Raw genomic sequence first — 19,215 nt, forward strand, 5'->3', positions numbered from 1 at the left:
GGCAGGGGGGGCCGGAGGGCGACGGAAAAGACATGTTGGATCTTGCAATCGTAGGCGGTGGCCCGGGCGGGCTGATGAGCGCCTGGTATTTGAAGAAAAAGCTCGGCGATCTCTGCCGCGTCACGATCTACGAGGCATCCGACCGGGTCGGCGGCAAGATCGTCTCGCGGAAATTCGATTCCGCGCCGGCGATGTACGAGGCCGGGGTCGCCGAAATCTACGATTATTCGATGACCGGCCCGGATCCGCTACGGGAACTGATCCAGCATTTCGGCCTGCAGACGATACCGATGGACGCCGAGCAGGTGCACCTCGACGGTGAGCTGCTCCACGACGTGCCGGGCATGCGCCGCAAATATGGTGAGAAGACCGCGGCCGCGATCGAGGCGTTCCGCAAGCGCTGCAGCGATATGGTATCGCCGATCGAGTATTATGAGGGCGTCGGCGCCCACGACAATGAGCACCCCTGGGCCTACATGACCTGCGAGGAGGTGCTCGACAAGGAAGTCGACGATCCCACCGCCAAGCGCTTCCTCAAGGTGATGGCGCGATCGGATATCGCGACCGAAAGCCACAACACTAACGGGCTGAACGCGCTGAAGAACTTCGTGATGGATGTCGACGGCTATATCGGCCTGTATTCGATCCAGAACGGCAACGAGCAACTGATCGAGTGCCTGCGCTCGGAAGTCGATGCTGATATCCAGCTCAACTATCGCGTGCTCAAGGTCGGCAAGACCGACTCTGGTCGCTACGAACTCAATATGATGAACGGGAAGGGGCCGGAGACGCGGGATTTCGATCTGGTGCTGATGTGCCTGCCGCATTCCTGGCTCGCCACCATGCGCTGGGATGGCGAAGAGCTGCGCAGGTCGATGGTCAAGCACGTCGCCTATTTCGACCGTCCGGCCCATTATCTTCGGGTTTCGATCCTGTTCGACGAACCGTTCTGGGGCGAGAAGATCACCGGCGCCTGGTTCATGTCGGAAGCGTTCGGCGGCTGCTGCGTGTACAACGAGGGCGCCCGCCACGACGTCGGCAAGCACGGCGTGCTGAACTGGCTGATCGCAGGTTCCGACGCGCTGGCGTTCGCCAATCTGAGCGATCAGGAACTGATCGACGCCGCGCTGAAATCGTTGCCGGCCTCGCTCGGCAACGCCCGCGACCATTTCATGGAAGGCAAGATCCACCGCTGGCTGTCGTCGGTGAATGCGCTGCCAGGCGGCCTGCCGGTGCGCGACGTCATGACCAACCATCGCCCCGAACCGAAAGAGCATCCGGGAATCGTCGTGGTCGGCGACTATCTGTTCGATTCGACGCTGAACGGCCTGCTCGACTCCTCCGACGCCGCCACCGATATCATCTTGACCGAGATGATGCGGCTGCGCCGCGCCCGCGCACAAGAGGACGGGGTATCGTCCGACAAGATCGACCGCAGCTATTTCGAGAATTACCGCGGCGTCGGCCCCTACAGCGAAGTCTGGGACCGGTTTACCGATCCGGCCTATCTGACGGACCTGATCAAGATCGTCTGGAACAGGGCCAAGGGCTACAAGCTGCTGGTTGCCGGCTCCGCCAGCGGCGAACTGGTCGGCGCGCTGCGCGAGCGCGGCATCGATGCCTGGGGTATCGAAAACAACAAGGCGATCCACGCCAAAACCCCGAAGGCGCTGAAAAAGTACAACAAGCTCGGCTCCATCGTCGACATGCCGTTCAAGGACGGCGAATTCGATTTCGTGTTCGAGACCAGCCTGTGTCACGTCGCCGAAAAGCAGGTCCCGCGGGCGGTGCGCGAACTCAACCGCGTCGTGAAGACTGGGCTGCTGTTCGGATCGGTGACGTCCGACATGGCCCCCGCGCTAATCGACCGTTACGACCTGTTGCGCGGCGTGAAGAAGCTCGGCACCTGGTGGGAATGGTCTGAATTGTTCTTCGGCAACGGCTTCGACCTCTCGATGCACCGCCGCGACTGCACCGATGCGGTGTGGGCGGCGACGCTGGCTGCCAACAAGGGGCCGGGGCAGTGGTACGCCGACGCCGACAGCCTGCGCTATTCGTTCTTCGACAAGGTCGAATCGGACGATTGAGGTCCGAACGGTGTATTAAGGCACGGCCGGCCCTGATGGATCAGCGCCGGTCGCGCCAAATGTTTGCCGAATTGATCCCGATCGCATAGAATCCGCACGGGTAGCGCTCGCCGCTGCCGCGTTCGATTTGCGGTCAAGCCGGCCGTGCAGCATCGGTTGGTTTCATGGCGCCCAAGCCTCCTTCCTCGGATGATCAGAATCCCGCGCCGGCGGACGATCCTGAGCTGACGAAGAAGCTCGTGCTGGAGGCCGTCGCGCCACTTTCCGGCGGTAAGGGGGCCGTCGCGCCCCCCGACGATGACAAGGACGACCAAAAGGACGAGCTGGAGCTCGACGACGATGATGATGATGAGGACCTCGTCGTCTTCACCGCCAAGGAAGCCGCCGGCGCGATGGCGACCATCTACGGCTTCGTCAGGCCGTATCTCGGCAATTACAGGAAGCTTCTCGTCTTCGTGACCTTCGGCGTTCTCGTTGAGACGCTGTTCAACGTCATCATGCCGCTGAGCCTCAAATTCCTGATCGACGACGCGCTCGGCGAGGAGGACTTTCAGGCGCTCTACAAGATCCTCGGCGTGCTTGCGGTCGCTGGCATCATCACCTCGATCATTGCGGTCTGGTATGAGCGCTGGGATGCGCGGCTGGCGGCGTGCATCATTGCCGACGTGCGGACGCGGCTGTTCGAGCATGTCCAGAACCTGCCGGCGTCGTATTTTGCCCGCACCAAGCGCGGCGAGATACTCTCGCGCTTTTCGATCGATCTTGCGGCCTTCGAAGGCTCGATCAAGACTTTTGCCAACAGCGCGGCGCTGCCGTTCTTTGAACTGATTGCCGGCATCATCCTGATGCTGTTTTTGAACTGGCAGCTCGCGGCGGTCGCCTTGCTGGTATTCCCGATCACGCTGATCGGGCCGCGGATCCTGACGCCGAAGGCGGTGCAGGCGAATTACGAGCAGAAGCTCAACGAATCGGCGCTGCTCGGCACGGTGCAGGAAAACGTGGCCGCGCAGGCGGTGATCAAGGCGTTCAGCCTGCAGCGCCGCACGCTGGGTTGGTTTACCATGCGCAACCAGGAAGTGCGCATCAAGACCGCGTCCGCCGTCTTCCTCTCCACGATGGTGGAGCGCACCGTCACCATTTCAGTATTGCTGCTGCACCTCGTGGTACTGGCGATCGGCGCCTATCTCGCCACCAAGGGTCAGATCACCATCGGCACCTTCGTCACCTTCGAGAGCGCGTTCTGGGAGGTGTCCTACAACATCGCCCATCTGATGCATTTCATTCCGGTGTCGATCCAGTCGGCGGCGGCGGTGCGGCACATCCAGGAACTGCTGGATGAGCCGACGCGGGGCGCCGATCGCCCGGGCGCGCCCGATATGCCGCGCATCACCAACGACATCACCTTCGACCGCGTTACCTTTGCTTACGAGGGCAGCGAGACGCCGGTGCTCGACAATTTCAGCCTCAAGCTCGGCGTCGGCAAGCGCATCGCGATCGTCGGCCCCAGCGGCTCGGGCAAGAGCACGCTGCTCAACCTGATCCTGCGTCTTTACACGCCGGACGAGGGGCGCGTGGCCATCGACGGCGTCGATATCCGCCGCGTGACCCGCGAATCCCTGCGCAGCGGTATGGCGGTCGTGTTCCAGGAGAACATGCTGTTCAACATGTCGATCCGGGAGAACATCCGGCTCGGCAAGGAAGGCGCCAGCGACGAGGAGGTCGAGGAGGCGGCGCGCAAGGCCGAGATCCACAGCTACATCATGAGCCTGCCGCAGAAATACGACACGCCGGTCGGCGAGCGCGGCGACACGCTGTCGGGCGGCCAGCGCCAGCGCATCGCGATCGCGCGCGCGATCATCCGCAATCCCTCGCTGCTGCTGCTCGATGAGGCGACGTCGGCGCTCGACCAGACCACGGAAGCCGCGATCAACCGCACGCTTCTCAACGTGGCGGAGGGCCGCACCATGATCTGGTCGACCCACCGTCTGACGTCAGTGGTCGAGATGGACGAGATCATCGTGATTTCAGGCGGCAAGGCGATCGAGCGCGGCTCGCATACGCAGTTGCTCGCGGCCAACGGCGTCTATCGCAAGCTCTGGGACGACCAGGGCCGCACGCCGCACAACGCTGCCGGTCAGGCCGACGACGACAATGAAGACGACGACGATGATGAGGATGACGATGAGGAGTGAGCCCGGCGGCTTGACCCCGCGCTGACGCGGTTGCGCATCCGCCGCACGGCGCCTTCACCGAACCACGCCAGGAAGCGCGCCCAGCGCTGCGCACGCCAGTATGGCCCGTTCTCGATCGTGACCTTGCGGAAGCTTATGGCTTTTGCCATCGACCAGGTGTCGCAAGCCTGCTTGACCGGATCGTCGTAAAAGGAAGCGATCTTGTCCGCGCCCATGCCTTCGGTCGCAAGCCAGACGGGGATATGGACGTTGCAGAGCTGGGCTATGTCCGTGAACACCTTGTCGGTGCCGGTGCCGGTAACCGGGCAGGTGGCCGCAAAGGCGTCGCCGACCAGAACGACGCCCGCTTGGCGGTAGCCGGTTGAGACATAGAGATCGGCGGGCCTGATCTTGACGTCGCCGGCAACGCCGTATTCGCCGGTGATGCGGCGCAGCCTGGGCAGCGCGGCGTTCATGGTCTCGACCGGCCTGTGGCGCATCTCGCGCAGCCAGGGGTCGTCGACCTCGCGGTAGACGAAAAGGTTGGCGCGCATCCGGTTTCCGACAGGGAAGAGCGTCACATAGGCGACGCGCTCCTTTACCCGTTCCGAAAAATAGGTGAGGGCGGGAAATTCGAAGGCCGGGCGGCCGACCGGCACCAGGTCGAATCCGATCGAGATGGAATGGCTGACGCTGATGATCCGGCGCTCGATGCCGAGATTGCGGCGCAGCCCGACACTCAGGCCATTGGCCAGCACCACTAGCCGCGCCGAGATGGTTTCGCCGGTGGACAGCGTGAGATTCTGCCACTCCGCGCTGGTCGAGACATCGGTCACCTTGGCGTAGATCAGTTCGGCGGGGGACGGGATTTGGGCGCGGATCGCGCCGATCAGCGCGTCGTACATGATGCCGTATTGGCGGCTCGGCTTCTTGTCGAGCAGGTAGCCGAATCGCGCGATCCAGTTTTCGCCGTCATGGGTGGCCGAGCGAAGCACCGAATCGGCGATTCCGGTTTGATAAAAACGATCGAGCTGCTCGTCGCCGCTGATTTTTTCGACGCGGAAGTCGAATGGATAGACCTGATGCGGATCGATCAGAACCGTCGGAATTCCCGCGCGTCCGAGCATGGCGGCCGCGGTCGAGCCGGCAAGGCCGCCGCCGATGATCGCGATGTCGGTATACTTCATGGGATTCCCGGGCTCGAAGCGGTAGTTTTGCGCCCCGAAAGGCAAACAAAGGCTTAGCCGGGAAAAAGTGGAACCAGTATTTAGTGTTTCCGGATATTTTTATCCGGGTAAAATTAGCGGCTGGCGCGACTCAAGGGAGGCGGGGCGCCGCCATTTTGAACTTGCCGAATTCGCGCGAAGCACTGAATCCGCAGACGCCATAGGCGTTTCCAGCGTTCTCGTTTCGCTTGACTTAGCTATCCACCGCTTATAGAAGACGGCCACTTAACGACAGGCGGTGAGCAACGCCAGCGTCGGAACGGAACACCCTTTCAAATCCTTACGGAAGTTTCCTAAGGGACCTGGACGGGCACCAACCTCGACGAATGCCGCTCAAACGCTGTCGATCATATTGCTAGGCAATGCCAGGACGATTTTAGTTCTCTTGAGCACGTCCTCTTGAGAGTGAACTCGGATGCATGACCTCGGTACCAGGCCGGACAGCGACCGCTGATCGGCCTGTGCTTGCGGTCCTCTGTGGCGTCGAAGCGCTTTCCGCTCAGCGATGGGTGGTTGGCGCGATTTCGTTTTGCGTGGATGTTTTTTCACGCAGGGCGGGCCGAACGGAACGGCTAGTTCCGAGAAGAATCTGCGAAAGCCATTCAAGGTTTCGCGCGAACTAAAGGGTGAAGGCTGACATGCCGACGATCAACCAGCTGATCGCAAAACCGCGTGCGGTGCAGAAGTCACGCAAGAAGGTGCCGGCGCTGCAGCAGTCGCCGCAGAAGCGCGGCGTTTGCACGCGCGTCTACACCACGACCCCGAAGAAGCCGAACTCGGCGCTTCGTAAGGTTGCCAAGGTGCGCCTGACCAACGGCTTCGAAGTGATCGGTTACATCCCGGGTGAAGGCCATAACCTTCAGGAGCACTCGGTGGTCATGATCCGCGGCGGCCGCGTCAAGGACTTGCCCGGCGTGCGCTATCACATCCTCCGCGGCGTCCTCGATACCCAGGGCGTCAAGAACCGTAAGCAGCGTCGTTCGAAGTACGGCGCGAAGCGTCCGAAGTAAGCGGGAACAGATCAGATGTCTCGTCGCCATTCTGCTGAAAAGCGTGAAGTGAACCCGGATCCGAAGTTCGGGAACGTCATCATCACGAAGTTCATGAACTCGATCATGTACGACGGCAAGAAGTCCGCCGCCGAGAGCATCGTCTACGGCGCGCTCGCCATGATCGAAACCAAGACCAAGCAGGGCCCGCTGCCGGTGTTCGAGCAGGCGCTCGAAAACGTCATGCCGACCATCGAAGTGCGCTCGCGCCGCGTCGGCGGCGCCACTTACCAGGTGCCGGTCGAAGTGCGTTCGGTTCGCCGCCAGGCGCTGGGCATTCGCTGGATCATCACGGCAGCGCGCGATCGCAACGAAAAGACGATGACGGAGCGGCTTTCGGCCGAGCTGCTCGACGCATCGAATAACCGGGGGAATGCCGTCAAGAAGCGTGAAGACGTGCACCGGATGGCGGAAGCCAACCGCGCCTTCTCGCACTATCGCTGGTAACGGCGAAACACGGATTTTAAGGAACAGCCCATGCCCCGCGTTCATGCCATAGAGAATTACCGCAACTTCGGTATTATGGCGCATATTGATGCCGGCAAGACCACGACCACCGAGCGCATCCTCTATTACACCGGCAAGAGCCACAAGATCGGCGAAGTGCACGAAGGTGCCGCGACGATGGACTGGATGGAGCAGGAGCAGGAGCGTGGCATCACGATCACGTCCGCTGCGACCACCGCGTTCTGGAACGGCAAGCGTCTGAACATCATCGACACCCCCGGCCACGTCGACTTCACCATCGAAGTCGAGCGTTCGCTGCGCGTGCTCGACGGCGCCGTATGCGTGCTCGATTCCAACCAGGGCGTCGAACCGCAGACCGAGACCGTCTGGCGCCAGGGCGACAAGTACAGGGTTCCGCGCATCGTCTTCGCCAACAAGATGGACAAGACCGGCGCGGACTTCTTCAAGTGTCTCGCCGACATCGTTGACCGCCTCGGCGCCAAGCCGATCGCGATCCAGCTTCCGATCGGTGCCGAGAACAATTTCAAGGGCCTCGTCGACCTCGTCGTCATGAAGGGCATCATCTGGAACGATGAATCGCTCGGCGCGAAGTTCGACTACGTCGATATCCCGGCCGACATGGTCGACCAGGCCAAGGAATACCGCGAGAAGATGATCGAAGCCGCCGTCGAGCTCGACGACGACGCGATGGCCGCCTATCTCGACGGCAACGAGCCGGATGAAGCGACGCTGAAGCGGCTGATCCGTAAAGCCGTGCTGACCGGCGCCTTCTATCCCGTGCTGTGCGGCTCGGCCTTCAAGAACAAGGGCGTGCAGCCGCTGCTCGACGCCGTTGTCGACTATCTGCCGTCGCCGGTCGACGTGCCCGCGATCAAGGGCACCGACGACGATGGCAATGAAGTGGTGCGCAAGGCCGACGACAAGGAGCCGCTGGCTCTGCTCGCGTTCAAGATCATGGACGACCCGTTCGTCGGCACCATCACCTTCTGCCGCATCTATTCGGGCATCCTGCAGAGCGGCACCGGCGTCGTGAACTCGACCCGCGAAAAGAAAGAGCGTATCGGCCGTATGCTTTTGATGCATGCGAACAACCGCGAAGACATCAAGGAAGCCTATGCCGGCGACATCGTCGCGTTGGCGGGCCTGAAGGAAGCGCGCACCGGTGACACGCTGTGCGATCCCGACAAGCAGGTGATCCTCGAAAAGATGGAATTCCCGGAGCCGGTGATCGAGATCGCGATCGAGCCGAAGTCGAAGGCCGACCAGGAAAAGCTCGGCGTAGCACTTGCGAAGCTCGCCGCCGAAGATCCGTCGTTCCGCGTGTCGACCGACCAGGAGTCCGGCCAGACCATTCTCAAGGGCATGGGCGAACTCCATCTCGACATCAAGGTCGACATCCTGCGCCGTACCTACAAGGTGGACGCCAACATCGGCGCGCCGCAGGTGGCGTTCCGCGAGCGGGTCACCAAGCGCGCGGAAGTCAAGTACACGCACAAGAAGCAGACCGGCGGTACCGGTCAGTTCGCCGAAGTGTCGATCATCGTCGAGCCGAACGAGCCCGGCAAGGGCTACGAGTTCGAATCGAAGATCGTCGGCGGCGCGGTGCCGAAGGAATACATCCCCGGCGTCGAAAAGGGCCTCAACAGCGTGATGGGCTCCGGCGTGGTCGCCGGCTTCCCGGTGGTGGACGTCAAGGTCCAGCTGGTCGACGGCAAGTATCACGACGTCGACTCTTCGGCTCTGGCCTTCGAAATCGCATCGCGCGCGGCATTCCGCGAAGCGCTGCAGAAGGGCAAGTCCGTTCTGCTCGAGCCGATCATGAAGGTCGAGGTGGTGACCCCGGAAGACTATACCGGTTCCGTCATCGGCGATCTGAATTCGCGGCGCGGCCAGATCCAGGGCCAGGACATGCGCGGCAACGCCAACGTCATCAACGCGATGGTGCCGCTCATGAACATGTTCGGGTACGTGAATAACCTGCGCTCGATGAGCCAGGGACGCGCGACCTTTACGATGCAATTCGATCACTACGCTGAAGCGCCGGCGAACGTGTCGGCAGAAGTCCAGAAGAAGTTTGCCTGATTGTCGTTGGTTCAAAGCTAACGACTGAACGGAGAGTCAAATGGCCAAAGCAAAGTTTGAACGTAATAAACCGCACTGCAACATCGGAACCATCGGTCACGTCGACCATGGCAAGACATCGCTGACCGCAGCGATCACCAAGGTGCTGGCTGAAACCGGCGGTGCGACGTTCACGGCGTACGACCAGATCGACAAGGCGCCGGAAGAGAAGGCGCGCGGCATCACGATCTCGACCGCCCACGTCGAATACGAAACCACCAACCGGCACTACGCCCACGTCGACTGTCCGGGCCACGCCGACTACGTGAAGAACATGATCACCGGCGCAGCCCAGATGGATGGCGCGATCCTGGTCGTGTCGGCCGCCGACGGCCCGATGCCGCAGACCCGCGAGCACATCCTGCTCGCCCGTCAGGTCGGCGTTCCCGCGCTGGTCGTGTTCCTGAACAAGTGCGACATGGTCGACGATCCGGAACTGCTCGAACTCGTTGAGCTCGAAGTCCGCGAACTGCTCTCGAAGTACGAATTCCCGGGCGACACCATCCCGATCATCAAGGGTTCGGCGCTGGCTGCCCTTGAAGACAAGGACAAGGCGCTCGGTCACGACGCCATCCTCGAGCTGATGAAGAACGTCGACTCCTACATTCCGCAGCCGGAGCGTCCGATCGATCAGCCGTTCCTGATGCCGGTCGAAGACGTGTTCTCGATCTCGGGCCGCGGCACCGTTGTGACCGGTCGCGTCGAGCGCGGCATCGTCAAGGTCGGCGAGGAAATCGAAATCGTCGGTCTGCGCGACACCCAGAAGACCATCGTCACCGGCGTCGAAATGTTCCGCAAGCTGCTCGATCAGGGCCAGGCCGGCGACAACATCGGTGCGCTGCTCCGCGGTACCAAGCGCGAGGAAGTCGAGCGTGGCCAGGTGCTGTGCAAGCCCGGTTCGGTCAAGCCGCACACCAAGTTCAAGGCTGAGGCCTACATCCTGACCAAGGAAGAGGGCGGTCGTCACACCCCGTTCTTCACCAACTACCGGCCCCAGTTCTACTTCCGCACCACCGACGTGACCGGTGTCGTGCATCTGCCCGAAGGCACCGAAATGGTGATGCCGGGCGACAACATCGCGATGGAAGTGCACCTGATCGTGCCGATCGCGATGGAAGAAAAGCTGCGCTTCGCGATCCGTGAAGGCGGCCGCACCGTCGGCGCCGGCGTCGTCGCCTCCATCATCGAGTAAAGAGAAAACGAAAAGCGGATAGCGAATGGTTTCATTCGCTATCCGCCGCTCACTACTCGCATCAAGCGACGAAGAAAGAGACAACGGCAATGAACGGCCAAAATATTCGCATCCGTCTCAAGGCGTTCGACCATCGTATCCTCGATACGTCGACCCGCGAGATCGTGAACACGGCGAAACGTACCGGTGCCCAGGTTCGCGGACCCATTCCGCTGCCCACCCGCATCGAGAAGTTCACCGTCAACCGTTCACCGCACGTCGACAAGAAGAGCCGCGAGCAATTCGAGATGCGCACCCACAAGCGCCTTCTCGACATCGTCGATCCGACCCCGCAGACCGTCGATGCTTTGATGAAGCTCGACCTGGCCGCCGGTGTCGACGTCGAGATCAAGCTCTAAGATTTTCAGGATCGTCCGAAGTTAGCGGACAGAAAGAACAGGAAGCACGCCGATGCGCTCCGGAGTGATCGCACAAAAGGTCGGGATGACGCGGGTCTTTACGGAGACCGGCGAACATATCCCTGTGACCGTGCTGAAGCTGGGCAATTGCCAGGTGCTGGGCCACCGCACGACCGAGAAGAACGGTTATGTCGCGCTGCAGCTCGGTTCGGGTACCCGCAAGACCGTCTATCTGCCGAAGGCAGAGCGCGGCCAGTTTGCGGTCGCCAAGGTCGAGCCCAAGCGGAAGGTCACCGAGTTCCGCGTGTCCGAGGACGCGCTGATCCCGGTTGGCGCCGAGATTCAGGCGGACCATTTCGTGGTCGGCCAGTTCGTCGACGTCACCGGCACCTCGGTCGGTAAGGGTTTTGCCGGCGGCATGAAGCGCTGGAATTTCGGCGGTCTGCGCGCCACCCACGGTGTGTCGGTTTCGCATCGTTCGATCGGTTCGACCGGCGGACGTCAGGATCCCGGCAAGACCTTCAAGAACAAGAAGATGCCCGGTCACATGGGTGTCGATCGCATCACCACGCTTAATCTGCGTGTGGTGCAGACCGACGTCGAGCGCGGCCTGATCCTCGTCGAGGGTGCCGTTCCCGGCTCCAAGGGCGGCTGGATCTCGGTGCGCGACGCCGTCAAGAAGCCGCTGCCGAAGGAAGCTCCGAAGCCCGGCAAGTTCAAGGTCGCCGGCGGTGAGCAGGCTCAGGCTCCGGCCGAGCAGGAGGGCGCGTGAGATGGAACTGAAAGTCACGACCCTTGAAGGTAAGGAAGCCGGATCGGTCCAGCTCTCGGACGCGATCTTCGGTCTCGAGCCGCGCGCCGACATCATCCAGCGTTGCGTGCAATGGCAGCTCAACAAGCGCCAGGCCGGAACGCACAAGACGCAGGGCCGCGCCGACGTCTGGCGCACCGGCAAGAAGATGTACAAGCAGAAGGGCACCGGCGGTGCACGTCACGGCTCGGCCCGCGTGCCGCAGTTCCGCGGCGGTGGCCGTGCGTTCGGTCCGGTGGTTCGCTCGCACGCGACCGACCTGCCGAAGAAGGTGCGCGCGCTGGCGCTCAAGCATGCCTTGTCGGCGAAGGCCAAGGACGGCGGCCTGATCGTGATCGACAATGCGCAGGTCAAGGACGCCAAGACAAAGGCGCTGGTCGGTCATTTCTCAGGGTTGGGCCTGACCAATGCGCTGATCATCGACGGCGCCGAGGTGCATGCCGGTTTCGCGACCGCTGCGCGCAACATTCCGAATATCGACGTGCTGCCGATCCAGGGCATCAACGTCTATGACATTCTGCGTCGTCAGAAGCTCGTGCTGACGAAGGCGGCAGTCGATGCGCTGGAGGCGCGCTTCAAATGAAGAATATCGATCCGCGCCATTACGATGTGATCGTAGCGCCCGTCGTCACCGAAAAGGCGACGGTTGCGTCCGAGCACAACAAGGTCGTGTTCAGGGTCGCCAGCAAGGCGACCAAGCCGCAAATCAAGGAAGCCGTCGAAAAGCTGTTCGACGTCAAGGTGAAGCGCGTGAATACGCTGGTCCGCAAGGGCAAGACCAAGGTGTTCCGCGGCAATTTCGGTTCGCAGTCGGACGTGAAGCGGGCTGTCGTGACCCTCGAAGAGGGCCACCGCATCGACGTCACTACCGGACTATAAGGCGACACAGCGATGGCATTGAAAACATACAATCCGACGACGCCGGGCCAGCGCCAGCTGGTGATGGTCGACCGTTCGGCCCTCTACAAGGGCAAACCGGTGAAGGCGCTGACCGAGGGCAAGCTCGGCAACGGCGGCCGCAACAACACCGGCCGCATCACCGTGCGTTTCCGCGGCGGCGGCCACAAGAAGTCCTACCGCCTGGTGGACTTCAAGCGGAACAAGGTCGACGTTCCCGCCGTCGTCGAGCGGCTGGAGTACGATCCGAACCGCACCGCGTTCATCGCGCTGATCAAGTATCAGGACGGCGAGCAGGCCTACATCCTGGCGCCGCAGCGTCTGGCTGCGGGCGACACCGTGGTTGCCGGCAACTATGTCGACGTCAAGCCCGGCAATGTCATGCCGATGGGCAACATGCCGGTCGGCACCATCATCCACAACATCGAGATGAAGATCGGGAAGGGCGGCCAGATCGCACGTTCGGCCGGCACCTACGCCCAGATCGTCGGTCGCGACCAGGACTACGTCATTCTGCGCCTGAACTCGGGCGAGCAGCGCCTGGTGCACGGTCGTTGCCGCGGCACCATCGGTGCGGTGTCGAACCCCGATCACATGAACATCTCGATCGGCAAGGCCGGTCGTACCCGCTGGCTCGGCTGGCGTCCGCATAACCGCGGCGTCGTCATGAACCCGATCGACCATCCGCACGGCGGCGGCGAAGGCCGCACCTCGGGCGGCCGCCACCCGGTCACCCCGTGGGGCAAGCCGACCAAGGGCAAGAAGACCCGTTCGAACAAGTCGACCAATCGATTCATCCTCCTAAGCCGCCACAAGCGGAAGAAGTAAGGAACGCCGGACATGGTACGTTCAGTCTGGAAAGGCCCGTTCGTCGAAGCCTCTCTGCTCAAGAAGGCAGATGCTGCGCGCGCGTCGGGCCGTCACGACGTCATCAAGATCTGGAGCCGCCGCTCGACCATCCTGCCGCAATTCGTCGGCCTGACGTTCGGTGTCTACAACGGCCAGAAGCATGTGCCGGTATCGATCAACGAGGAAATGGTGGGTCACAAGTTCGGCGAGTTCTCGCCGACCCGTACCTTCCATGGCCATTCTGGCGACAAGAAAGCCAAGAAGGCTTGAGGAATAGACGATGAGCAAACCAAAGCGCGAACGTGTCCTCGCGGACAACGAGGCCAAGGCAGTTGCCCGGATGCTGCGCGTCAGCCCGCAGAAGCTCAATCTTGTCGCGCAGCTGATCCGCGGCCGGAAGGCTTCGGCTGCGCTCGCCGATTTGCAGTTCTCGCGCAAGCGGATCGCGGTCGACGTCAAGAAGTGCCTGGAATCGGCGATCGCGAACGCCGAGAACAACCACGACCTCGAGGTCGACGATCTCGTCGTCGCCGAGGCGCATGTTGGCAACGGCATCGTGATGAAGCGTTTTTCACCGCGCGGCCGCGGCCGTTCGGGGCGTATCTATAAACCGTTCTCGCACCTGACCATTGTGGTTCGTCAGGTCGAGGCCGAGGCAAGCGCTTAAAGCGGCGCGGGAGAAAACGATGGGTCAAAAGATCAATCCAATCGGACTGCGTCTCGGCATCAACCGCACGTGGGATTCCCGTTGGTTCGCCGGCAAGAACGAATATGGCAAGCTGTTGCATGAAGACGTCAAGATCCGCGAGATCCTGCACAAGGAACTCAAGCAGGCGGCCGTCGCCCGCATCGTGATCGAGCGTCCGCACAAGAAGTGCCGCGTGACGATCCACTCGGCGCGTCCGGGTGTGGTGATCGGCAAGAAGGGCGCCGACATCGACAAGCTGCGCAAGCGGGTTGCCGACATCACGGCTTCCGACGTCGTCATCAACATCGTCGAAATCCGCAAGCCGGAGCTCGACGCTACCCTGGTCGCCGAATCGATCGCCCAGCAGCTCGAGCGCCGCGTCGCTTTCCGCCGCGCCATGAAGCGGGCGGTGCAGTCGGCGATGCGTCTCGGCGCCGAAGGCATTCGTATCAATTGCTCGGGCCGTCTCGGCGGCGCCGAAATCGCGCGCATGGAGTGGTACCGCGAAGGTCGCGTGCCGTTGCACACGCTGCGCGCCGACGTCGATTACGGCGTGGCGACCGCGTTCACCACGTTCGGTACCTGCGGCGTCAAGGTCTGGATCTTCAAGGGTGAGATCCTCGAGCACGATCCGATGGCCCAGGACAAGAAGATGGCCGAAGGCGACACCGCACGTCCGCGCCGCGACGCAGCGTGAGACATCAGAAGAAGGTTTGAGGGCTTAAAGCCATGATGCAACCAAAGAAAACGAAGTTCCGGAAGGCGCATAAGGGCCGTATCCACGGCGTTGCGACTTCGGGTGCGACGTTGTCGTTCGGTCAATTCGGCCTGAAGGCGATGGCGCCCGAGCGCATCACCGCCCGCCAGATCGAAGCCGCGCGCCGCGCGCTGACCCGTCACATGAAGCGCGCCGGCCGGGTCTGGATCCGCGTGTTTCCGGACCTGCCGGTGTCGAAGAAGCCCGCCGAAGTCCGCATGGGCTCGGGCAAGGGGACGCCGGAATTGTGGGTGGCGCGGGTCAAGCCCGGCCGCGTGATTTTCGAGATCGACGGCGTCACGGTGCAGACCGCCAAGGAGGCGCTCTCGCTTGCCGCCGCCAAGCTGCCGATCAAGACGCGCTTCGTCGCGCGCATTGCGGAGTAACGTCATGGCCCCGATGAAAGTTGAAGACATCCGCGCGATGAGCGACGACCAGAGAGAGGACGCCGTCCTCAATCTGAAGAAGGAGCGTTTCAATCTGCGTTTCCAGCGCGCCACCGGGCAGCTGGAGAACACCTCGCGGCTGCGCGAAGCCCGCCGCGACATCGCCCGCATCAAGACCATCGCCGCGCAAACGCGCGCGAAGAAGAAGTAAGAGGCCTTATTATGCCGAAACGTACCCTTCAGGGCGTGGTCGTGAGCGACAAGCAAGCCAAGACGGTGGTGGTGCGCGTCGATCGCCGCTTCACCCATCCGATCTACAAGAAGACGATCCGCCGCTCCAAGAACTACCACGCGCACGACGAGAACAGCGAGTTCAAGCCGGGCGACATGGTGTGGATCGAGGAGAGCAAGCCGATCTCCAAGTTGAAGCGCTGGACCGTGGTCCGGGGCGAGCAGAAGAAAACCGCCTGAGTTCGTTCGGCTTGGCCGGACGGGTAATCAGGAAAAATTTTAGGCGCTAATTCGAGCGCAACAGAAAGAGGACGAGGTGCATCAATGATTCAGATGCAGACCAACCTCGACGTGGCCGACAATTCAGGCGCACGCCGTGTCATGTGCATCAAGGTGCTCGGGGGCTCCAAGCGCCGCTATGCCACCGTGGGCGACGTTATCGTCGTGTCGATCAAGGAAGCGATTCCGCGCGGCAAGGTGAAGAAGGGCGACGTGATGAAGGCCGTCGTGGTCCGGGTCCGCAAGGACATCCGGCGCGCCGACGGCTCGGTCATCCGCTTCGACCGCAACGCCGCCGTATTGATCAACAATCAGTCGGAGCCGGTCGGCACCCGTATCTTCGGGCCCGTGCCGCGCGAGCTGCGCGCCAAGAACCACATGAAAATCATCTCGCTTGCGCCGGAGGTGCTGTGATGGCTGCCAAGATCCGGAAAGGTGACAAGGTCATCGTGCTGAACGGCCGCGACAAGGGCCGCACCGGCGAAGTATTCGAGGTCCGCCCCGCCGAGAACAAGGCGCTGGTGCGCGGCGTCAACCTGGTGAAGCGTCACCAGAAGCAGACCCAGAACCAGGAAGGCGGCATCATCTCCAAGGAGTCGCCGATCCACCTGTCCAACATCGCCTATGTCGGCAAAGACGGAAAGCCGACCCGCGTGGGCTTCAAGATTCAGGCTGATGGCAAGAAGGTACGCATTGCCAAGAGCTCGGGAGCAGAGATCGATGGCTGATACCGCTTACACACCGCGCCTGCGCGCGGAGTATGACAAGAGCATTCGTGGCCAGCTGACTGAAAAGTTCGGCTATGCCAACGTCATGCAGGTGCCGCGGCTGGACAAGGTCGTGCTCAACATGGGCGTCGGCGATGCCGTCAACGACCGCAAGAAGGCTGAGACCGCGGCTGGCGAACTGACGCAGATCGCCGGCCAGAAGGCGGTCGTGACCTATTCGCGCGTCGCGATCGCGACCTTCAAGCTGCGTGAGAACCAGCCGATCGGCTGCAAGGTTACGCTGCGCAAGGCCAAGATGTACGAATTCATCGACCGCCTGGTGAACGTGGCGCTGCCCCGCGTGCGCGACTTCCGTGGCCTCAATCCGAAGAGCTTCGATGGTCGCGGCAATTACTCGCTCGGCCTCAAGGAACACATCATTTTCCCCGAAATCGATTTCGACAAGGTTTCGGAAGCCCGCGGCATGGACATCACGGTCTGCACCACGGCCAAGACCGACGACGAGGCGCGTGCCTTGTTGACCGCATTCAATTTCCCGTTCCGGCAGTGAGAAGCCACTAAAGCCTCTCAAACGCGGAAACCCAGGAGCCAAGCATGGCAAAGAAGAGTTCGATTGAGAAGAACAACCGGCGCAAGCGGATGACGAAGAACGCCGCCCCGCAGCGTGCGAAGTTGAAGGCGATCATCGCCGACAAGACCCGGCCGATGGAAGAGCGGTTCGCGGCGACGCTGAAGCTCGCCCAGATGCCGCGCAATTCGTCGGCGACGCGGATCCGCAACCGCTGCGAGCTGACCGGTCGTCCGCGCTCGAACTACCGCAAGAACAAGCTTTCCCGCATCGCGCTGCGTGAACTCGGCTCCAAGGGCCTGGTTCCCGGGCTCGTGAAGTCGAGCTGGTAAGGAGGGTCGTCAAGATGTCAACGCACGATCCGATCAGCGATCTCATTACCCGCATCCGCAACGCGCAGATGCGTTCGAAGTCCAAGGTGTCGACCCCGGGCTCGAAGATGCGCGCCAGCGTGCTCGAAGTGCTGAAGTCCGAGGGCTACATCCGCGGCTACGCCAGCGTCGAACATGCTTCGGGCCGCAGCGAGCTCGAGATCGAGCTGAAATATTTCGACGGCGAGCCCGTCATTCGCGAGATCGAGCGGGTCTCCAAGCCGGGCCGTCGGGTTTACGCCTCGGTGAAGAACCTGCCGCGCGTGAACAACGGTCTCGGTATTTCGGTGTTGTCGACCCCAAAGGGAATCATGGCTGACCACGCCGCGCGTGACGCGAATGTGGGCGGCGAAATTCTCTTCACGGTGTTCTGAGGAAGGATTTAGAGCCATGTCACGTGTTGGCAAACGGCCCGTTCCGATCCCGTCCGGTGTGACGGCGACCGTCGAGGGGCAGACCGTCAAGATGAAGGGGCCGAAGGGCCAGCTTCAGTTCGTCGTGCATGACGACGTTGAAGTGAAGTTCGAGAGCGGCGAGGTCAAGGTCGCACCGAAGCTCAAGACCAACCGCGCGCAGGCGATGTACGGCACTGCGCGCGCGCAGGTCGCGAACCTGGTCGAGGGTGTCACCAAGGGTTTCGAGAAGAAGCTCGAGATCACCGGCGTCGGTTACCGTGCTGCGCTGCAGGGCAAGAACCTGCAGCTCGCGCTCGGCTACAGCCACGACGTCGTCTACGCGATCCCGGAAGGCATCACCATCGTGGTGCCGAAGCCGACCGAGATCACGATCACGGGCACCGATTCCCAGCGCGTCGGCCAGGTCGCCGCGGAAATCCGCGCCTACCGTCCGCCGGAGCCCTACAAGGGCAAGGGCGTGAAGTACGCCAACGAATTCATCTTCCGCAAGGAAGGCAAGAAGAAGTAACGGAGCCGGTCATGTCAATCAAGGTCACGAATGCCCGGCGCAAGCAGCGCGTGCGCAACTCGCTGCGCCGGTCCGCCAATGGACGTCCGCGTCTGTCGGTGTTCCGTTCGTCGAAGCATATCTACGCCCAGGTCATCGACGACCTGAAAGGCGAAACGCTCGCTTCCGCCTCGTCGCTGGAAAAGACCATGCGCGATGGCGGCAATACGGGCGCCAACATCGATGCGGCCAAGGCCGTCGGCAAGTTGCTGGCGGAACGCGCCGTGCAGAAGGGCGTCAAGGAAGTGGTGTTCGATCGCGGTCAGTATCTCTATCACGGGCGCGTCAAGGCGCTCGCAGATGCGGCCCGCGAAAGCGGACTGAGCTTCTAACGAACTGTTTTGGATAATTACGAGGACAGGGGCATTACTCCCCTAAAGATTGGAAAACACCATGGCAGGTGAACGCGAACGCGGCGGACGCGAACGGAGCAGGGATCGCGAAGAGCGCGACAGCGAGTTCGTCGACAAGCTCGTCCACATCAATCGCGTGGCGAAGGTCGTCAAGGGCGGCAAGCGCTTCGGCTTTGCGGCGCTGGTCGTGATCGGCGACCAAAAGGGCCGGGTCGGTTTCGGCCACGGCAAGGCGCGCGAAGTTCCCGAGGCGATCCGCAAGGCGACCGAGTCGGCGAAGCGTAACCTGACGCGCGTAGCGCTGCGCGAAGGCCGCACGCTGCATCACGACATCGCCGGCCGCCACGGCGCCGGCCGCGTCTACCTGCGCGCCGCTCCGGCCGGTACCGGCATCATCGCCGGCGGCCCGATGCGCGCGGTGTTCGAAACGCTCGGCATCCAGGACGTGGTGGCGAAGTCGATCGGCTCGTCGAATCCCTACAACATGGTTCGCGCCACCTTCGACGCGCTGAAGCATCAGGATTCTCCGCGTTCGGTGGCCGCACGCCGCAACATCAAGGTGTCCACGCTGCAGTCGCGCCGCGTCGGCGGCGATGCCGAAGTGGTGGCTGAATAACCGGCG

Annotated in this window: 26 protein-coding genes; 25 read left to right on the top strand and 1 reads right to left on the bottom strand. The window is 62.2% G+C overall.

Translation table 11 applies throughout. The annotated features are described in order from the left end of the window. The first annotated feature begins 32 nt into the window (after positions 1 to 32). Both V1286_RS10925 and V1286_RS10930 read left to right on the top strand, forming a co-directional pair. Entirely contained in the window at positions 33 to 2,087 is a 2,055-nt protein-coding gene (locus tag V1286_RS10925; protein WP_334479506.1) for an FAD-dependent oxidoreductase, read from the top strand. A gap of 164 nt (positions 2,088 to 2,251) precedes the next feature. Next, positions 2,252 to 4,279 carry an ABC transporter ATP-binding protein gene (locus V1286_RS10930; RefSeq protein ID WP_334479508.1) on the top strand — a complete coding sequence of 676 codons (2,028 nt, stop codon included), beginning with the start codon at positions 2,252 to 2,254 and terminating at the stop codon, positions 4,277 to 4,279. Here V1286_RS10930 and V1286_RS10935 read toward each other — a convergent pair. Then, entirely contained in the window at positions 4,222 to 5,445 is a 1,224-nt protein-coding gene (locus V1286_RS10935) for an FAD-dependent oxidoreductase (RefSeq protein WP_334479510.1), read from the bottom strand. The two genes, V1286_RS10930 and V1286_RS10935, sit on opposite strands and share 58 nt — an antisense overlap. 677 nt (positions 5,446 to 6,122) lie before the next feature. Here V1286_RS10935 and rpsL point away from each other — a divergent pair. From rpsL to rpsE, 23 genes are all read left to right on the top strand, one after another. Further along, on the top strand, positions 6,123 to 6,494 hold the full coding sequence (rpsL, locus tag V1286_RS10940) for a 30S ribosomal protein S12 (protein ID WP_108518071.1): 372 nt from the start codon (positions 6,123 to 6,125) through the stop codon (positions 6,492 to 6,494). A 15-nt stretch (positions 6,495 to 6,509) separates the two neighbouring features. Beyond that, entirely contained in the window at positions 6,510 to 6,980 is a 471-nt protein-coding gene (gene rpsG, locus V1286_RS10945) for a 30S ribosomal protein S7 (protein WP_108518073.1), read from the top strand. Between the two features lie 30 nt (positions 6,981 to 7,010). Then, positions 7,011 to 9,083: an elongation factor G gene (gene fusA, locus V1286_RS10950; RefSeq protein ID WP_334479512.1), complete on the top strand. Its 2,073-nt coding sequence runs from the start codon at positions 7,011 to 7,013 to the stop codon at positions 9,081 to 9,083. 40 nt (positions 9,084 to 9,123) lie between these two features. Beyond that, entirely contained in the window at positions 9,124 to 10,314 is a 1,191-nt protein-coding gene (gene tuf / locus V1286_RS10955; protein WP_334479514.1) for an elongation factor Tu, read from the top strand. 89 nt (positions 10,315 to 10,403) lie between these two features. Continuing rightward, entirely contained in the window at positions 10,404 to 10,712 is a 309-nt protein-coding gene (gene rpsJ / locus V1286_RS10960) for a 30S ribosomal protein S10 (protein WP_002712302.1), read from the top strand. Between the two features lie 52 nt (positions 10,713 to 10,764). Continuing rightward, positions 10,765 to 11,484, top strand: coding sequence for a 50S ribosomal protein L3 (rplC, locus tag V1286_RS10965; protein ID WP_108518080.1), 720 nt, complete (start codon positions 10,765 to 10,767; stop codon positions 11,482 to 11,484). A 1-nt stretch (position 11,485) separates the two neighbouring features. Continuing rightward, on the top strand, positions 11,486 to 12,106 hold the full coding sequence (rplD, locus tag V1286_RS10970; RefSeq protein ID WP_108518082.1) for a 50S ribosomal protein L4: 621 nt from the start codon (positions 11,486 to 11,488) through the stop codon (positions 12,104 to 12,106). Further along, positions 12,103 to 12,402 (top strand): 50S ribosomal protein L23, encoded by a 300-nt coding sequence (locus V1286_RS10975; protein ID WP_108518085.1) that lies wholly within the window; start codon positions 12,103 to 12,105, stop codon positions 12,400 to 12,402. The genes rplD and V1286_RS10975 overlap by 4 nt, the downstream gene beginning before the upstream one ends. Positions 12,403 to 12,414: 12 nt before the next feature. After that, entirely contained in the window at positions 12,415 to 13,248 is an 834-nt protein-coding gene (gene rplB / locus V1286_RS10980) for a 50S ribosomal protein L2 (RefSeq protein ID WP_334479517.1), read from the top strand. Between the two features lie 12 nt (positions 13,249 to 13,260). Continuing rightward, a complete protein-coding gene (gene rpsS, locus V1286_RS10985) occupies positions 13,261 to 13,539 on the top strand; it encodes a 30S ribosomal protein S19 (protein WP_247515602.1) in 279 nt (92 codons plus the stop codon). 10 nt (positions 13,540 to 13,549) lie between these two features. After that, a complete protein-coding gene (gene rplV / locus V1286_RS10990) occupies positions 13,550 to 13,936 on the top strand; it encodes a 50S ribosomal protein L22 (RefSeq protein WP_247515603.1) in 387 nt (128 codons plus the stop codon). Positions 13,937 to 13,955: 19 nt separating this feature from the next. Then, positions 13,956 to 14,654 carry a 30S ribosomal protein S3 gene (gene rpsC / locus V1286_RS10995; protein WP_108518094.1) on the top strand — a complete coding sequence of 233 codons (699 nt, stop codon included), beginning with the start codon at positions 13,956 to 13,958 and terminating at the stop codon, positions 14,652 to 14,654. A gap of 32 nt (positions 14,655 to 14,686) precedes the next feature. Further along, positions 14,687 to 15,100, top strand: a complete 414-nt coding sequence (rplP, locus tag V1286_RS11000) for a 50S ribosomal protein L16 (protein WP_025588649.1) — start codon at positions 14,687 to 14,689, stop codon at positions 15,098 to 15,100. Positions 15,101 to 15,104: 4 nt separating this feature from the next. Further along, complete coding sequence (rpmC, locus tag V1286_RS11005) at positions 15,105 to 15,311, top strand: 50S ribosomal protein L29 (protein ID WP_108518096.1); 207 nt, start codon at positions 15,105 to 15,107, stop codon at positions 15,309 to 15,311. A gap of 11 nt (positions 15,312 to 15,322) precedes the next feature. Then, a complete protein-coding gene (gene rpsQ / locus V1286_RS11010; protein ID WP_057843583.1) occupies positions 15,323 to 15,571 on the top strand; it encodes a 30S ribosomal protein S17 in 249 nt (82 codons plus the stop codon). A gap of 84 nt (positions 15,572 to 15,655) precedes the next feature. Then, the gene (gene rplN / locus V1286_RS11015) at positions 15,656 to 16,024 is read left to right on the top strand and encodes a 50S ribosomal protein L14 (protein WP_011473865.1); all 369 of its coding nucleotides are present in this window, start codon (positions 15,656 to 15,658) and stop codon (positions 16,022 to 16,024) included. Continuing rightward, positions 16,024 to 16,338 (top strand): 50S ribosomal protein L24, encoded by a 315-nt coding sequence (rplX, locus tag V1286_RS11020; protein ID WP_108518098.1) that lies wholly within the window; start codon positions 16,024 to 16,026, stop codon positions 16,336 to 16,338. Before rplN ends, rplX begins: the two co-directional genes overlap by 1 nt. Next, the gene (gene rplE, locus V1286_RS11025) at positions 16,331 to 16,888 is read left to right on the top strand and encodes a 50S ribosomal protein L5 (protein WP_334479521.1); all 558 of its coding nucleotides are present in this window, start codon (positions 16,331 to 16,333) and stop codon (positions 16,886 to 16,888) included. Before rplX ends, rplE begins: the two co-directional genes overlap by 8 nt. 44 nt (positions 16,889 to 16,932) lie before the next feature. Further along, positions 16,933 to 17,238, top strand: a complete 306-nt coding sequence (gene rpsN, locus V1286_RS11030; protein ID WP_025588640.1) for a 30S ribosomal protein S14 — start codon at positions 16,933 to 16,935, stop codon at positions 17,236 to 17,238. 14 nt (positions 17,239 to 17,252) lie between these two features. Next, positions 17,253 to 17,651, top strand: a complete 399-nt coding sequence (rpsH, locus tag V1286_RS11035; RefSeq protein WP_057834252.1) for a 30S ribosomal protein S8 — start codon at positions 17,253 to 17,255, stop codon at positions 17,649 to 17,651. Between the two features lie 16 nt (positions 17,652 to 17,667). Then, complete coding sequence (gene rplF / locus V1286_RS11040) at positions 17,668 to 18,201, top strand: 50S ribosomal protein L6 (protein ID WP_334479523.1); 534 nt, start codon at positions 17,668 to 17,670, stop codon at positions 18,199 to 18,201. 11 nt (positions 18,202 to 18,212) lie between these two features. Beyond that, a complete protein-coding gene (rplR, locus tag V1286_RS11045) occupies positions 18,213 to 18,572 on the top strand; it encodes a 50S ribosomal protein L18 (RefSeq protein ID WP_334479525.1) in 360 nt (119 codons plus the stop codon). A 61-nt stretch (positions 18,573 to 18,633) separates the two neighbouring features. Next, on the top strand, positions 18,634 to 19,209 hold the full coding sequence (gene rpsE, locus V1286_RS11050; protein ID WP_028349043.1) for a 30S ribosomal protein S5: 576 nt from the start codon (positions 18,634 to 18,636) through the stop codon (positions 19,207 to 19,209). Positions 19,210 to 19,215: the final 6 nt, after the last annotated feature.

The sequence above is a fragment of the Bradyrhizobium algeriense genome, from assembly GCF_036924595.1.
Lineage (GTDB): Bacteria > Pseudomonadota > Alphaproteobacteria > Rhizobiales > Xanthobacteraceae > Bradyrhizobium > Bradyrhizobium algeriense.

Bases quoted from the DNA above. Each gene is read 5' to 3' on its own strand.
- V1286_RS10925 (WP_334479506.1), top strand. From the start codon at position 33: ATGTTGGATCTTGCAATCGTAGGCGGTGGCCCGGGCGGGCTGATGAGC.
- rpsL (WP_108518071.1), top strand. From the start codon at position 6,123: ATGCCGACGATCAACCAGCTGATCGCAAAACCGCGTGCGGTGCAGAAG.
- rplD (WP_108518082.1), top strand. From the start codon at position 11,486: ATGGAACTGAAAGTCACGACCCTTGAAGGTAAGGAAGCCGGATCGGTC.
- rplE (WP_334479521.1), top strand. From the start codon at position 16,331: ATGGCTGATACCGCTTACACACCGCGCCTGCGCGCGGAGTATGACAAG.
- rpsQ (WP_057843583.1), top strand. From the start codon at position 15,323: ATGCCGAAACGTACCCTTCAGGGCGTGGTCGTGAGCGACAAGCAAGCC.
- rpsJ (WP_002712302.1), top strand. From the start codon at position 10,404: ATGAACGGCCAAAATATTCGCATCCGTCTCAAGGCGTTCGACCATCGT.
- rpmC (WP_108518096.1), top strand. From the start codon at position 15,105: ATGGCCCCGATGAAAGTTGAAGACATCCGCGCGATGAGCGACGACCAG.
- rplC (WP_108518080.1), top strand. From the start codon at position 10,765: ATGCGCTCCGGAGTGATCGCACAAAAGGTCGGGATGACGCGGGTCTTT.
- rplP (WP_025588649.1), top strand. From the start codon at position 14,687: ATGATGCAACCAAAGAAAACGAAGTTCCGGAAGGCGCATAAGGGCCGT.
- rpsE (WP_028349043.1), top strand. From the start codon at position 18,634: ATGGCAGGTGAACGCGAACGCGGCGGACGCGAACGGAGCAGGGATCGC.
- rplR (WP_334479525.1), top strand. From the start codon at position 18,213: ATGTCAATCAAGGTCACGAATGCCCGGCGCAAGCAGCGCGTGCGCAAC.
- rplF (WP_334479523.1), top strand. From the start codon at position 17,668: ATGTCACGTGTTGGCAAACGGCCCGTTCCGATCCCGTCCGGTGTGACG.
- V1286_RS10975 (WP_108518085.1), top strand. From the start codon at position 12,103: ATGAAGAATATCGATCCGCGCCATTACGATGTGATCGTAGCGCCCGTC.
- rplN (WP_011473865.1), top strand. From the start codon at position 15,656: ATGATTCAGATGCAGACCAACCTCGACGTGGCCGACAATTCAGGCGCA.
- fusA (WP_334479512.1), top strand. From the start codon at position 7,011: ATGCCCCGCGTTCATGCCATAGAGAATTACCGCAACTTCGGTATTATG.
- V1286_RS10935 (WP_334479510.1), bottom strand. From the start codon at position 5,445: ATGAAGTATACCGACATCGCGATCATCGGCGGCGGCCTTGCCGGCTCG.
- rplV (WP_247515603.1), top strand. From the start codon at position 13,550: ATGAGCAAACCAAAGCGCGAACGTGTCCTCGCGGACAACGAGGCCAAG.
- rpsH (WP_057834252.1), top strand. From the start codon at position 17,253: ATGTCAACGCACGATCCGATCAGCGATCTCATTACCCGCATCCGCAAC.
- rpsS (WP_247515602.1), top strand. From the start codon at position 13,261: ATGGTACGTTCAGTCTGGAAAGGCCCGTTCGTCGAAGCCTCTCTGCTC.
- rplB (WP_334479517.1), top strand. From the start codon at position 12,415: ATGGCATTGAAAACATACAATCCGACGACGCCGGGCCAGCGCCAGCTG.
- rplX (WP_108518098.1), top strand. From the start codon at position 16,024: ATGGCTGCCAAGATCCGGAAAGGTGACAAGGTCATCGTGCTGAACGGC.
- rpsN (WP_025588640.1), top strand. From the start codon at position 16,933: ATGGCAAAGAAGAGTTCGATTGAGAAGAACAACCGGCGCAAGCGGATG.
- V1286_RS10930 (WP_334479508.1), top strand. From the start codon at position 2,252: ATGGCGCCCAAGCCTCCTTCCTCGGATGATCAGAATCCCGCGCCGGCG.
- rpsC (WP_108518094.1), top strand. From the start codon at position 13,956: ATGGGTCAAAAGATCAATCCAATCGGACTGCGTCTCGGCATCAACCGC.
- tuf (WP_334479514.1), top strand. From the start codon at position 9,124: ATGGCCAAAGCAAAGTTTGAACGTAATAAACCGCACTGCAACATCGGA.
- rpsG (WP_108518073.1), top strand. From the start codon at position 6,510: ATGTCTCGTCGCCATTCTGCTGAAAAGCGTGAAGTGAACCCGGATCCG.